Source organism: Ferribacterium limneticum, assembly GCF_020510585.1.
In the GTDB taxonomy this organism is placed as follows: domain Bacteria; phylum Pseudomonadota; class Gammaproteobacteria; order Burkholderiales; family Rhodocyclaceae; genus Azonexus.
Window position 1 is genome coordinate 3,640,023 of record NZ_CP075190.1, and the last position, 13,922, is coordinate 3,653,944.

At 63.2% G+C, this 13,922-nt stretch carries 14 protein-coding genes; 2 read left to right on the forward strand and 12 right to left on the reverse strand.

Features of this window, described 5'->3' with window-relative positions; genetic code table 11:
* Positions 1–25 precede the first annotated feature (25 nt).
* From KI613_RS17415 to rpe, 10 genes are all read right to left on the reverse strand, one after another.
* Positions 26–1,345 carry a sigma-54-dependent transcriptional regulator gene (locus KI613_RS17415; protein WP_226401718.1) on the reverse strand — a complete coding sequence of 440 codons (1,320 nt, stop codon included), beginning with the start codon at positions 1,343–1,345 and terminating at the stop codon, positions 26–28.
* Positions 1,342–3,267, reverse strand: coding sequence for a sensor histidine kinase (locus KI613_RS17420; protein WP_226401720.1), 1,926 nt, complete (start codon positions 3,265–3,267; stop codon positions 1,342–1,344). The genes KI613_RS17415 and KI613_RS17420 overlap by 4 nt, the downstream gene beginning before the upstream one ends.
* Before the next feature lie 78 nt (positions 3,268–3,345).
* A complete protein-coding gene (locus tag KI613_RS17425) occupies positions 3,346–3,990 on the reverse strand; it encodes a MarC family NAAT transporter (RefSeq protein ID WP_226401722.1) in 645 nt (214 codons plus the stop codon).
* Between the two features lie 20 nt (positions 3,991–4,010).
* Positions 4,011–4,739 carry an amino acid ABC transporter ATP-binding protein gene (locus tag KI613_RS17430; protein ID WP_226401724.1) on the reverse strand — a complete coding sequence of 243 codons (729 nt, stop codon included), beginning with the start codon at positions 4,737–4,739 and terminating at the stop codon, positions 4,011–4,013.
* 19 nt (positions 4,740–4,758) lie between these two features.
* Positions 4,759–5,442, reverse strand: a complete 684-nt coding sequence (gene gltK / locus KI613_RS17435; RefSeq protein WP_226401726.1) for a glutamate/aspartate ABC transporter permease GltK — start codon at positions 5,440–5,442, stop codon at positions 4,759–4,761.
* A 145-nt stretch (positions 5,443–5,587) separates the two neighbouring features.
* Complete coding sequence (locus KI613_RS17440; RefSeq protein ID WP_226401728.1) at positions 5,588–6,325, reverse strand: amino acid ABC transporter permease; 738 nt, start codon at positions 6,323–6,325, stop codon at positions 5,588–5,590.
* A 75-nt stretch (positions 6,326–6,400) separates the two neighbouring features.
* Positions 6,401–7,300, reverse strand: a complete 900-nt coding sequence (locus KI613_RS17445) for a glutamate/aspartate ABC transporter substrate-binding protein (RefSeq protein WP_226401730.1) — start codon at positions 7,298–7,300, stop codon at positions 6,401–6,403.
* Positions 7,301–7,565: 265 nt separating this feature from the next.
* Positions 7,566–9,041, reverse strand: a complete 1,476-nt coding sequence (trpE, locus tag KI613_RS17450) for an anthranilate synthase component I (protein ID WP_226401732.1) — start codon at positions 9,039–9,041, stop codon at positions 7,566–7,568.
* A 122-nt stretch (positions 9,042–9,163) separates the two neighbouring features.
* Positions 9,164–9,844, reverse strand: coding sequence for a phosphoglycolate phosphatase (locus tag KI613_RS17455; RefSeq protein WP_226401734.1), 681 nt, complete (start codon positions 9,842–9,844; stop codon positions 9,164–9,166).
* Complete coding sequence (gene rpe / locus KI613_RS17460; protein ID WP_226401736.1) at positions 9,844–10,545, reverse strand: ribulose-phosphate 3-epimerase; 702 nt, start codon at positions 10,543–10,545, stop codon at positions 9,844–9,846. Before rpe ends, KI613_RS17455 begins: the two co-directional genes overlap by 1 nt.
* Positions 10,546–10,585: 40 nt before the next feature.
* Between rpe and apaG the strand changes: the two genes are divergently transcribed.
* Both apaG and KI613_RS17470 read left to right on the forward strand, forming a co-directional pair.
* Positions 10,586–10,969, forward strand: a complete 384-nt coding sequence (apaG, locus tag KI613_RS17465) for a Co2+/Mg2+ efflux protein ApaG (protein WP_226401738.1) — start codon at positions 10,586–10,588, stop codon at positions 10,967–10,969.
* Positions 10,970–10,976: 7 nt separating this feature from the next.
* On the forward strand, positions 10,977–11,570 hold the full coding sequence (locus KI613_RS17470; protein ID WP_226401740.1) for a class I SAM-dependent methyltransferase: 594 nt from the start codon (positions 10,977–10,979) through the stop codon (positions 11,568–11,570).
* On the opposite strand, the gene ydiK is transcribed toward KI613_RS17470, so the two are convergent.
* Positions 11,526–12,650 (reverse strand): AI-2E family transporter YdiK, encoded by a 1,125-nt coding sequence (ydiK, locus tag KI613_RS17475; RefSeq protein WP_226401742.1) that lies wholly within the window; start codon positions 12,648–12,650, stop codon positions 11,526–11,528. The genes KI613_RS17470 and ydiK overlap by 45 nt on opposite strands.
* Positions 12,650–13,876: a bifunctional glutamate N-acetyltransferase/amino-acid acetyltransferase ArgJ gene (argJ, locus tag KI613_RS17480; RefSeq protein WP_226401744.1), complete on the reverse strand. Its 1,227-nt coding sequence runs from the start codon at positions 13,874–13,876 to the stop codon at positions 12,650–12,652. The genes ydiK and argJ overlap by 1 nt, the downstream gene beginning before the upstream one ends.
* Positions 13,877–13,922: the final 46 nt, after the last annotated feature.

The window sequence follows — 13,922 nt, forward strand, 5'->3', positions numbered from 1 at the left end:
GGCCCGCTTCTGCCGGATTCGCTGATCAGATCAACCCGTACTTCTTCAGCTTGTCGTGCAGCGTGGTGCGGGCGATTTTGAGGGCTTCGCTGGTGCGGGCGATGTTGCCTTCCTGGCGGGCGAATTCGTCGGTAATCAGCCCGCGTTCGTAGTTTTCGACGGCTTCGGTCAGTGATTGGGCGGCGCCGCTGGCGGAGGCCATGGCGTCCCGGCCGATGCCGAGGGCGTGGCAGTCGGCGGCGTTGCGCAGTTCGCGGATGTTGCCCGGCCAGTCCTGCGCCATGAGGCGGCGCAGGTATTCGGAGGTGAGCGGCGGCGGCGGGCGGTTGTAGCGCTTGGCGGCGTGGAGCAGGAATTCGTCGTAGAGGGCCGGGATGTCTTCGCGCCGTTCGCGCAGCGGGGGCAGCTCGATGCGCACGACGTTGAGGCGGTAGTAGAGGTCGGCGCGGAATTTTCCCTGGTCGGAAAGCAGCTTGAGGTCTTCCTTGCTGGCCGCGACGACGCGGCAGGAAACGGGGATCTGCTGGTTCGAGCCGAGGCGTTCGATGACCCGCTCCTGCAGGACGCGGAGCAGTTTGATCTGCATGTTGACCGGCATCGATTCGACTTCGTCGAGGAAGAGCGTGCCGCCGCTGGCGTACTCGATCTTGCCGATGCGCCGCTTCTGGGCGCCGGTGAAGGCGCCCGGCTCGTGGCCGAACAATTCGCTGTCGAGTAGATTGTCGGACATGCCGCCGCAGTTGAGCGCGACGTAATTCTGCTGACCGGGATGACTGAGGTCGTGCAGGCAGCGGGCAACCATCTCCTTGCCGGTGCCGGTTTCGCCGAAGATCAGCACATCGACGGCCGCCCCGGCGACATCGAGAATCAGCTGGCGGACCTTGGCCATCTGCGGCGAGCGGCCGATCAGGCGGGATTCGAGGTTGTCACGATGGTCGAGCCGGCGACGCAGGGCGTCGACTTCGAGGACCAGTTCGCGTTTTTCCAGCGCCCGGCGGACGACGTCGACCAGATCGCTGGTCGAGAACGGTTTCTGCATGAAATCGTAGGCGCCGCTGCGCATGGCTTCGACGGCCAGCGTGACGTCGCCGTGGCCGGTGATGATGATGACCGGCAGGTCGGCATCGAGCTCGACAACCCAGCGCAGCAGCGCCATGCCGTCGATGCCGGGCAGGCGCATGTCGGTGACGACGATGCCCGGGTAGCCGGCGCGCAGGCGGCGCTGCGCCTCTTCGGCCGAGCCCATGGCGTCAACGGTAATGCCGGCCAGTTGCATGGCCTGCTCGCAACCGAGGCGGACATTGGGGTCGTCCTCGACGAGCAGGACGGAGAGTTCGGGCTTCATGACAACCCCTTTTCGGGCGAGGTGGTGGCCGGCGGCACGGCCGGCAGCAGGATGACGAAACGGGCGCCGCCGCCGGGCGCCGGGCCGGCCAGCAGGTCGCCGCCGAAATCGCGCAGGATGTCGCGCGAAATGGTCAGGCCAAGGCCGAGGCCTTCGCCCGGCTGCTTGGTAGTGAAGAACGGCTCAAACAGGTGTTCGAGCGCTTCTTCGGTGAAGCCGAAGCCGCTGTCGCTGACGGCGAGGGCCAGCTGGCCGGAGCTGGCGCGCTCGACGCTGAAACTCAGGTTACGCACCGGCTCTTCGGCCATGGCGTCGATGGCGTTGCCGATCAGATTGACCAGCACCTGTTGCAGGCGGTTCTGGTCGCACCAGGCAATTTTTGATTTTGGCCCGAAATTCCGGTTGACCGTAACATTCATCTTTTTCAGCCGGGCGTCGAACAGGAACAGCGCCGCATCGACCGCCTGCGCCACGTCGACCGCCACCGAGACGGCCGGCGACTTGCGGGCGAAGGTCTTGAGCGGCGTGATGATGCCGCCGGCCTGCTCGGCCAGTTGGCCGACGATGCCGAGATTCTTTTCGGCCGTCGCCAGATCGCCGCGATGCATGAATTCGACAGCATTGGCCGACAGCGTGCGGATGGCGCCGAGCGGTTGCGACAGCTCGTGGGTGATGCCGGTCGCCATCTGGCCGAGCACGGCGAGCTTGGCGGCCTGCACCAGTTCATCCTGGGCGGCGCGCAGGGTCTGCTCGGCGCGCTGGCGCTCGGCAACTTCGCGCTGCAGGCCGGTGACCGCTTCCGAGAGATCGGCGGTACGCGCCGCGACATTGCGTTCGAGTTCCTGATTGGCCTGTTCGAGCATGGCGCGCGCCTCCTCGCGACCGCGCGCCATGCGCCGGCGCTGACTCAGGAAGAGCAGCCAGAGCAGGAAACAGCCGATGGCCGCGGCGGCCAGAGCGGCGTGTGTCGACGCCTGGACGAAGACCGGGCGCAGGTCGGAAAAGACGACGATGCGCCAGGCCGTTCCCGGCAGGTGACGGCTCAGGGCGAGGTAGGACTTGGCGCCTTGCAGCGGGCCGGGATCGGTCTTCAGCTGGCGCGACAGGCGGACCACGGTGCCCTCCTGCGCGGCGTCGATGGCGATGTCGAGCGAGGTGACGCCGAGCGGCTGGCCGGCGAACTGCTCCTGGCTGATGCGCGCCAACGTTTCCGGGCTTTGCGGTTGCAGCGTGGCGTAGCGCCATTCAGGCGGCGAGGCGAGGAGCACGATCCCGTTGGCGTCGACAATCAGGGCTGGCGCCTCCTGGCCGAGCCAGCGCCGCTCCACTTCGTGCAGGCTGGACTTGACGACGGCGACGCCGATCACTTTCCAGTCCTGCTGTTCGTCGCGGATGGGCAGCGCGAAGAAATAGCCCGGCTCCTTGCGCACGTTGTCGATCGCGTAGTGCCGGCCCGGGGTGCCGGCGACGGCGCCGCGAAACAGCGGCATGTAGGACAGGTCGGCGCCGAGCAGGTTGTCGGAAAAGATCCAGTCGCTCGAAGCGACCACCCGCCCGCTCGTGTCAAGCACGAAAATGGCCGGCCCGCCGAGACTGTCATTCAGTTTTTGCAGGAAGCGGTTGGCCAGGGGCTGCAGCACGTCCTGCCGCTCGGCCGGGGCACGTAGCAGGGCCAGGACGTCCGGATTGAGTTCGACGGCGCTGGGAATCGAGGCGTGCCGGGTCACTTCGCTGTCGATGGCGGCAGCCAGAATATCGAGCTGGTGGCTGGCCTCGTCACGCATCTGGTTGAAGCCCTGCTTCTCGGAAACCCGGTAGGCGAGGAAGGCGGTGACCAGGATCAGCACCAGCACTGCCGCCACCCCGAGCACGCGATGGGGCTTGGTCAGGGAGATCGGGATGGGCTGGCGGGAGTCGGGCATGATCAGATCGGGAATGAGTGCTTCATTGTAAGTTGGGAAACCTCCCAAACACGGTGACAGGCGAGCGATTCGGCACGCTCAGATACCGGCCATGAAACTGCGGATGCCCGAACCGACGAACTGGACGCCGATGCAAATGAGCAGAAAACCGGTCAGCCGGGCGACGACATTGATGCCCTCCGCCCCCAGCCGGCGCGACGCCCAGCGCGCCGAGCGCAGAACCAGCCAGATTAGCAGGCAGGTCGCGGCGATGCTCGCTACCGTCGCCGCATAAGCCGTCAAACGCTGCATGCCGCCGGTCAGTTCGGCGATCTCGCTGGAAATCCCGATCACCGTGGCCAGCGCCCCCGGCCCGGCGATGCCCGGCATGGCCAGCGGAAAGAAGGCGAAGCTGCCGCTGCCGCCGACCAGCGCCGCGTCGCTCGTGCCGAACAGCATCCGGTAGCCGATCAGCGCCACGGTCAGGCCGCCGGCGATACGCAGGGCGCCGAAGGAAATGCCGAAGGCTTCGAGGATGAAGACACCGGCGAACAATCCCACGGTCAACAGCAAAAAACCGTAAAAACAGGCCTGCCGCGCTTCCCGGGAGGCGACGCCAAGCTCGACATCGGTCGCCAGCGTGAGAAAAACCGGAATCTTCGACAGCGGATTGGTGATCGTCGCCAGGCTGACCAGTCCGCCGAGGAAGAAGCTGATCGCCAGCCGGTTCAGGCTATCGTCCATGCGCGGCTGACTCCAGGCGCTCAGTGATGCAGGATCTTGGCGAGGAAGTGCTGGGCCCGTTCCGAACGCGGATTGGCGAAGAAGGTCTCCTTGCTGTCATCCTCGACGATGGCGCCCTGGTCCATGAAGATCACCCGGTTGGCGACGCGCTTGGCGAAGCCCATTTCGTGCGTCACGCACATCATGGTCATGCCTTCGTGGGCCAGCTCGGTCATCACGTCGAGCACTTCGTTGACCATTTCCGGGTCGAGGGCCGAGGTCGGCTCGTCGAACAGCATGCAGATCGGGTCCATGGCCAGCGCCCGGGCGATCGCCACGCGCTGCTGCTGGCCGCCGGAGAGCTGGCCGGGGAACTTGTCGGCCTGCGCCTTGAGCCCGACGCGGTCGAGCAGTTTGAGGCCCTTGTCCATCGCCTCGTCCTGGCTGCGCTTCAAAACCTTGACCTGGGCGATGGCGAGGTTCTGGGTGATGCTCATGTGCGGGAACAGTTCGAAATTCTGGAAGACCATGCCGACCTGGGCGCGCAACTTGGACAGGTTGGTCTTCGGGTCGCCGACCGAAATGCCATTGACGACAATTTCGCCGGCCTGGAAGGGCTCAAGGCCATTGACGCACTTGATCAGCGTCGACTTGCCCGAGCCGGAGGGGCCGCAGACAACGATGACCTCGCCCTTGCTGACCGAGGTGGTGCAATCCTTGAGCACCTGGAAGCTGCCGTAATGCTTGCTGACGTTGGCAATCTTGATCATGGGATTCTCCTGGCGGCCATCAGGCCGGGTGGTATTTTTTCTGGAGGCGCTTCACGATCTGCGAAGCGGAGAAGCAGATGACGAAATAGACGGCACCGGCAAAGAGCAGCAGTTCGACCAGCCGGCCATCGCGGTCGCCGACCTTGTAGGCGGCACCGAAGAAGTCGGCAAGGGCCGAGACATAGACCAGCGAGGTGTCCTGGAAGAGGATGATGGCTTGCGTGAGCAGCAGCGGCACCATGTTGCGGAAAGCCTGCGGCAGCACGACCAGACGCATCGCCTGGGCGTAATTCATGCCGAGCGCCGAGGCAGCGGAAATCTGGCCCTTCGGCACGCTCTGGATGCCGGCCCGGATGATTTCCGAGTAATAGGCCGCCTCGAACAGGGCAAAACCGGCCATGGCCGAAGACAAACGCAAGTCAGTCCCCTTCGGAATGTTGAACAGCTGCCCGACAAATTCCGGCACGATCAGGAAGAACCAGAGCAGCACCATGACCAGCGGCACGGCGCGGAACAGGTTGACGTAGCCGGCAGCAAACCACGACAGCGTCTTGATCGACGACAGCCGCATCATGGCCAGCAGGGTGCCCCAGACGATGCCGATGACCACCGCCTGGGCGGTGATGACCAGCGAAATTTTCATGCCGTCCCAGAGGAAGGGCAAGGCGCCGGGGATGGAGGACCAGTCGAATTCGTAAGTCATGCTTACCTCCGGATATCGTCGCGAGCATGCCCGGATGCGAGGCGCACGGAGCGCAGCGACCGAGACATACCGTATTGGTAGGCGAGGGAGCGAGCACCGCGCAACGAAGCAGGCGGGCAGCGCAGTAGATAGACGGGGGTAAGCATTATTTGCCTCCGATGTAGCCGGGCACCGCGATGCGCTTCTCGAAGCGGTGCATCAGGGTCATCACGGTGACGTTGATGATGATGTAGGACAGCGTCACGGCAATGAAGGATTCGTATGGCTGCGCCGTGTAATCGACCAACTGGCGGCCCTGGGCGGCCAGTTCAAGCAAGCCGATGGTCGAGCAGACGGCAGAGTTCTTGAAGATGTTGAGGAATTCCGAGGTCAGCGGCGGCACGACCAGGCGGAAGGCCATCGGCAACATGACGAAACGGTAGGTCTGGGCCAGCGTGAAACCGAGGGCCAGACCGGCGTTTTTCTGCCCCTTGGGCAGCGAGTTGATGCCGGCGCGCACCTGCTCGGCGACGCGGGCACTGGTGAATAGACCGAGACAGACCATCGAGGCGAGGAACTGCTGAAAGACCGGGTTGGACTGCTTGTAGGCATCGCCGATGCTGGCCGGCAACAGTTCCGGCAGCACGAAATACCAGATGAACAGCTGAACCAGCAACGGCACGTTGCGGAACAGCTCGACATAGGCCGTGGCGATGCCGGCCAGCGTCTTGTTCGGCACCGTGCGCAGCACGCCGACCAGGGCGCCGAGCAGCAGGGCGAGAACCCAGGCGCTCAGCGACAGCGCGATGGTCATTTTGAAGCCGGTGAACATCCAGCCCAGATAGGTGTCGTCCCCGCTCGCGCTCGGCTGCAGGAATACACCCCAGTTCCATTGGTAACCCATGATTATCTCCTCAACGACAGTTCGCTCTCCCCTCCCCCGGCCAAGCGGAGAGGGGTCAGGGAAAAGCCGGCTCGCTTATTCGAAAGCCTTGTCGTTCGGTGCCTTGAAGGCGGCCTTCATTTCTTCCGACAGCGGCATGTTGAGGTTCAGGCCCTTGGGCGGAATCGGACTCATGAACCACTTGGCGTAGATCTTCTCGGCGTCGCCCGAGGTCAGGGCCTTGGTCAGCGCGGCATCGACCACCTTCTTGAAGACCGGGTCGTCCTTGCGCACCATGCAGCCGTAGGCTTCCTTCGACTGGGCGGTACCGGTAACGATCCAGTCAGCCGGCTTGCGGGCCTTGGCCATTTCGCCGTAGAGCAGCGCATCGTCCATCATGAAAGCGACGGCGCGGCCGGTTTCCAGGGTCAGGAAGGCTTCGCCGTGATCCTTGGCGGAGATGATGTTCATGCCCAGCTTCTTGTCTTCGTTCATCTTGCGGATCAGGCGCTCGGAGGTCGTCCCGGCGGTCGTCACGACATTCTTGCCGGCGAGATCGGCGAAGTCCTTGATGCCTGAATCCTTCTTGGTCAGCAGCTTGGTGCCGATGACGAAAATGGTGGTCGAGAAACCAACCTGCTTCTGACGTTCGAGGTTGTTGGTGGTGGAGCCGCATTCGATATCGACCGTGCCGTTCTGGATCAGCGTGATACGGTTGGCCGAGGTGACCGGCATCAAGCGGGTGTCGATCTTGGCCAGCTTGAGTTCGCTCTTGATGCTGTCGACAACCTTGAGCATCAGTTCATGCGAGTAGCCGATGACCTGCTGCTTGTCGTCGTAGTACGAAAACGGAATCGACGATTCGCGGTGACCCAGCGTGATGCTGCCGGTTTCCTTGATCTTTTTCAGGGTGGCGGACTCCTGGGCGTGGGCCGGCAAAGCGGCGGCAGCAGTCAGGGCAGTGGCGAGTGCGGCAGCAAAGGCAAATCGGTTCATGTCGTCTCCTGGGGTGGAAGAAGCCGTTGCCCGGCTCCGGTGGCATCTACTACGCAGCTAGCGTGCCAGAAAAATGCGGGGAGCACAAAAGCCCAGAGGCCTGATTTTTCATGTATTTTTTTAAGCACTGACGACAGGACCGCCGGCTTTCCGTCACCCACCCGCAATCGCCATCGGAATTCCGACACCTTGACCAACGCCTGCGGTGGACGCAAAAGAGCCGCCTGTTTTCAGGCGGCTCTTTTGGCGTAACTGACAGCGGAGATCAATCGACCCGCGTATCGAGTCCCTGCTCGGCCAGTTCGGCGGCGCGCAGCACGGCGCGGGCCTTGTTCTGGGTCTCGACCCACTCCGAATGCGGGTCGGAATCGGCAACGATGCCGGCACCGGCCTGAACATAAAGCTGCTTGTTCTTGACGACGGCCGTGCGAATGGCGATGGCAATGTCCATGTCGCCATGGAAGCCGAGGTAGCCTACGGCGCCAGCGTAGATGCCACGCTTGACCGGTTCCAACTCGTCGATGATTTCCATGGCCCGCACTTTCGGCGCCCCGGAAACGGTGCCGGCCGGGAAGGTGGCCTTAAGCACGTCGAGCGCGTCGAGCCCCGGTTGCAGGCGGCCTTCGACGTTGGAGACGATGTGCATGACATGCGAGTAACGCTCGACGATCATGTTTTCGGTGAGCTTGACCGTGCCGACCTTGGCGACGCGACCGCAGTCGTTGCGGCCGAGGTCGAGTAGTTGCGTGTGTTCGGCGCGTTCCTTTTCGTCGGCCAGCAGTTCGGCGGCCAGCGCGGCGTCCTCTTCCGGCGAGGCGCCGCGTTTGCGCGTGCCGGCGATGGGGCGGACGGTGACGCGGTCACCTTCGAGGCGAACGAGAATTTCCGGCGAGGCGCCGACGACATGAAAATCCTCGAAATCGAAATAGAACATGTAGGGCGACGGATTGAGGCTGCGCAACGTACGGTAGAGCGCCAGCGGGCTGGCCCCGAAGGGCTTGGTCATGCGCTGCGACAGGACGACCTGCATGACGTCGCCTTCGGTGATGTAGTCCTTGGCCTTGAGCACGGCTTTCTTGAACGCCGCTTCGCCGAACACCGAAACGGCCGGCTCGGAGTGGACCGGCTTCTCGCTCGGGATGACGACCGGCGTGCGCAGCTTGGCGAGCAGTTCCATGAGCCGCGCCCGCGCCTTCTGGTAGGCGGCAGGGAAGCCTGGTTCGGCGAAGACGACCAGCGTCAGCTTGCCGGAAAGGTTGTCGACGACGGCGATTTCTTCGGAGAGCAGCAGGCCGATATCCGGCGTGCCGATGTCGTCCGGCTTGTTGGTGCGGGTCAGTTTGGTTTCGACATAGCGGATGGTGTCGTAGCCGAAACAGCCGACCAGGCCACCGCAGAAGCGCGGCAGACCCGCCTGCGGCGCGGCGCGGAAGCGCTCCATGAACTTGCCGATGAATTCGAGCGGATTGGTGTCGTCCTCGCGCTCGGCGACGCGGTTGCCAGTCAGCACCATGACCTGATGGCCGGTGACGACGATGCGTGTCTGGGCGGCCAGGCCGATGATCGAGTAGCGGCCGAAACGCTCGCCGCCCTGCACCGATTCGAGCAGGTAGGTGTAGGGCGCGTTGGCCAGCTTGAGGTAGATCGACAGCGGGGTGTCGAGGTCGGCGAACGTTTCCAGCGTAACGGGAATACGGTTGTAGCCTTGCGCGGCGAGCGCGTTGAATTCGGTTTCAGTCATGGGGAAGCCTCGAAAATGACAGGGTGTTGCGGTCTGGAGCGTTGCGCCGCGAGGGCGCACGAAAGGAGATCAGGGGCGCCAGCGACGCCAACCTTGCCATTCGTTCCAGAGTTGCAGAGTCGTCATTTGTGTTTGAGGTCTTGAAAAGTGAGGGCTTGCCGGTAGGCGACAAGCAAATCGGATACTAGCGCATCGCAATCTGCGCTGTCCACCGGCTTGCCTTCGTTGTAACCGTAGGGCACGCAGAAGGTTGGCGAGCCGGCGGCGCGGGCCGACAGGATGTCGTTTTCCGAGTCGCCGATATGCAGGTTACGGTCCGGCCGCACGTTGAACAGGCGGCAGGCATGCAAGATGGGCTCGGGATGCGGCTTCTTGTGGGCGGTGGTATCGCCGGAAACAACCACGTCGAAATAGTCGGCCAGCCCCATGCGGTCGAGCAGTTGCTCGGTGAACATGCCCGGCTTGTTGGTGACGACGCCCATCTTGAGGCCGCTGGCTTTCCAGGCATCCAGGCCGTCAAGGACACCTTCGTAAATTTGGCAAAATTTCCCGTTGACCGTGAAATAGTGGCGTTTGAAGGATTCGATGGCGGCGTGCAGCTGCTCATCCGTCGGCGGATGCTCGTGGGTCAGACAGCGCTCGACCAGCACCGCCATGCCCTTGCCGACGAAGCTGTGCACTTCGGCCTGCGTGCGCGGCCGGGCGCCGACTTCGGCTAGCATCAGGCGACAGGCCTCGGCCAGGTCGGCGATGGTGTCGAGCAGCGTGCCGTCGAGATCGAAGGTAACGGATTCGAAGTGCATCAGACCTTCCCCAGTTCAGCGCGTAGCGCGCCAATGATCGAATCGTAGCGATGCGAGTCGCTGTCCTTGCCTGCCCCATAGACGGCGGAGCCGGCAACGAAGGCATCGACCCCGGCGCGGGCGATTTCGGCGATGTTGGCGGTGTTCACGCCGCCGTCGATTTCGAGGCGGATGCGCCGACCGCTTTCCTTTTCATAAGCGTCGAGTTTGGCCCGCGCCTGCTTGGCCTTGGCCAGTGTGCCGGGGATGAATTTCTGGCCGCCGAAACCGGGATTGACGCTCATGAGCAGGATGACATCTATCTTGTCGAGGACATAATCCATGTAATCCAATGGCGTCGCCGGGTTGAAGACCAGCCCGCCCTGACAGCCGGCATCGCGGATCAGCGACAGGCTGCGGTCAACGTGATCGGATGCTTCCGGGTGAAAAGTGATGATATTGGCCCCGGCTTTGGCAAAATCGGGGATGATGCGATCTACCGGCTTGACCATCAGATGCACGTCAATCGGCGCGGTGGTGCATGGGCGAATCGCCTCGCACACCAGCGGACCGATGGTCAGGTTTGGAACATAATGGTTGTCCATCACGTCGAAGTGAATCCAGTCGGCGCCCGAGGCAATGACGTTGGCCACTTCTTCGCCAAGTTTGGCAAAATTGGCTGACAGAATGCTCGGCGCGATGACGTAATCTTTGGCTGACATGATGTTTCCCTGAACAAAAACAGATAGACGAAATTATCCCATGCCCGACACCGACAAGTACCAAATCGAAATCCACCCCATGCCGCAGTACATCCCGGAACAGTCCGACCCGGAAAATGACCGCTACATTTTCGCCTACACGATCACCATCAAGAATGTCGGCAGCGTGCCGGCCCAGCTCGTTTCGCGGCATTGGATCATTACCGACGGCAACAACGAAGTGCAGGAAGTGCGCGGCCTCGGCGTCGTCGGCAAGCAGCCCTTGCTCCAGCCGGGCGAAAGCTTTCAATACACCAGCGGCTCGTCGCTGACGACGGCCATCGGCACGATGAAAGGTGCCTACCAGATGGTGGCCGAGGACGGCACGCATTTCGAAGCCGAGATTCCCGAGTTCGTCCTGGCCAGCCCGCGCGCCCTGCATTGAGCCTGGTTTGAGCCTGCGCCACAGCTACACGCTGATCGCCCCGTTCTACGACGCGGCGATAGCCCGCGCCACGCACGCCGCCCGGGCGCGCAGCCTGTCGGCTCTGCCGAAGGAGGCAGGAAAGGTTCTGCTGGCCGGCGTCGGCACCGGGTTAGACCTGCCGCACCTGCCGCCGCAACATCATTACGTCGGCCTTGACCTCAATCAGGCCATGCTGCGCCGCGCCCTGCCCCGGGCCGGCCACGTCGATTTCGTTCAGGTTCAGGGCGATGCCCAGCGCCTGCCGTTTGCCGATGCCTCATTCGACAGCGCCGTGCTGCACCTGATTCTGGCCGTCGTGCCGCAACCGGCCCATTGCTTCGCGGAAATCGAGCGGGTGCTCAAACCCGGCGGGCAGGTGCTTGTTTTCGACAAGTTTTTGCGGCGTGGACAACCTGCCATTCTGCGCCGGCTGATCAACCCGCTGGTAAGCCGGGTAGCAACCCGGCTGGATGTGGTCTTTGAGGATCTGCTCAGCGAAGCGCCCAGCCTGGCGCTCGAGCACGACCAGCCAGCCCTAGCCGGCGGCTGGTTCCGAATGATCCGTCTCAGGAAGCTCTGAGGCCGGCGGCTCGGGTTCTGGTTCATCCTTGCCCAGCACGTCCTCGATCCAGGCCAGCATCAGCGTGTAGGTCACGGCCAGCACGACCGGGCCGACAAAGATGCCGATCAGGCCGAAGCTCAGCATGCCGCCAATGACGCCAGCAAAAATCAGCAGCAGCGGCAGATCGGCGCCGCGCCGGATGAGCATCGGGCGCAAGAAATTGTCGAGATTGCCGATGATCAGGCTCCAGATCAGCAAGCCCGTCGCCCATCCCGTATCACCCATCCAGTACATCCAGCCGACCGCCGGCAGCAAAACCAGCAAGGGCCCAACCTGGGCGATGCATAGCATGAGCATGATGGCCGAAAGCAACGAGGCGAACGGCACACCGGCAACGGCCAGCCCGATGCCTCCCAGGACGGTCTGCACGATGGCGGTGACGCCAACACCGAGCGCCACGCCACGAATCGCCTGACCGGCCAGAATGATCGAATTTTCGCCCCGCTCGCCAGCCAGCCGGTGACCGAAACGCCGCGCCATGCGCGCCCCGGTTTCACCGCCGGAATAGAGGATGGCGGCAATCGTCACGACGAGCAGAAACTGGATCAGCATGCCGCCGATACCGCCGACCTGAGCAAGTACCCACTTGCCCGTATCGGCCGCATAGGGCGTCACTTTATTGACAATACCAGTCGTACCAGCCGCATCGAGCTGAGCCCAGGCGACTGCCACGCGTTCGCCGACCAGCGGCAGCGATTTGACCCAGGCCGGCGGCGGCGGAAGGCCGTCAGCAGCAAACGACTTGCCGGCCGCGGTCAACTGCGCAGAATGGTCAAGAATGGTGTCAACCGCCATCCACAATGGCAGCACCAGGAGCAGCAACATGGCCACCGACATGATCGCCACGGCCGGTCCCCGCCGATTGCCCAGCCGAGCTTCCAGCGACTTGAACAGTGGCCAGGTGGCGACCACGATCATCACCGCCCAGACCGTCGCCGCCAGAAATGGCAGCAGCACCCAGAGCGACAGGCCAATCAGCCCGAGGATAAAGAGGATGGCCAGCGTATTGCGGGCCAGGTCGCGGCGGATTTCAGTCATCAGGACCGGTAGTCGGCGTTGATCTTCACGTAATCGTAGGAGAAATCGCAGGTGTAAACATTGGCCTGCGCTGCGCCGCGACCGAGGTCGACACGCACCGTGATTTCAGCCTGGGCCATGACGCGGGCGCCATCCTCTTCCTTGTACGCTGCCGCCCGACCGCCCTTTTCGGCGACCAGCACGTCATCAAGCCAGACCTTCACGCCATCGACATCGAGGTCGGTGATACCGGCGTAGCCAACGGCAGCCAGAATCCGGCCAAGATTGGGGTCGGAGGCGAAAAAGGCCGTCTTGACCAATGGCGAATGGCCGATGGCATAACCGACCTTGCGGCATTCTTCGACGTCCTTGCCGCCTTGAACGGCAACAGTGATGAACTTGGTCGCCCCTTCGCCATCACGGACGATGGCCTGCGCCAGTTCGACGGAGACGGCAATGATCGCGGCCTTGACCTCGGCCCAGCCGGCATCGCTTTCAGCGGCAAAGCTGGCGCCGGACTGGCCGGTGGCAATCATCACGTAGGAATCGTTGGTCGAAGTGTCGCCATCGACGGTAATGCAGTTGAACGAAGCATCTGCCGCTTCCCTGACCAGCTTGTCGAGCAGCGACTGGGCGATGCCGGCATCGGTGGCGAGGAAACCGAGCATGGTCGCCATGTTCGGCCTGATCATGCCGGCGCCCTTGGAAACTCCCGAAATTGTCACTTTTTTCCCGTTGACCGTAACAATCCGCGAAGCGGCCTTGGCGACCGTATCGGTGGTCATGATGCCGTGCGCCGCAGCATGCCAGTTGTCGGCTTTGAGGTCAGCAAACACTGCAGGCAAGCCGGCCTTGATGCGGTCCACCGGCAACAGTTCCAAAATGACGCCGGTCGAGAAGGGCAAGACCTGCCCGGCCGAAATACCGAGCAATTCGCCGACCGCATCGCAGGTTTCCTGCGCCGCCTGACGCCCCGGCTCGCCGGTCCCGGCGTTGGCGATGCCGGTATTGACGACCAACGCACGGATTTCATTCCCCGCAGCCAGATGCTTGCGGCAAATCTGCACCGGCGCCGCGCAGAAACGGTTCTGGGTGAACACGCCGGCGACCGTGCAACCAGCGTCAAGCGCCACCAGCGTCAGGTCGCGACGGTTTTTCTTGCGGATTTCGGCCTCGGCAACACCGAGACGAACCCCGGCGACCGGGAAAAGTTGATCGGCGGCAGGGGTAGCGTAATTGACAGGCATTCTCATGGCTCCAAAAGCATCAAGGCACCTCGCGGGTGCCTTGGGG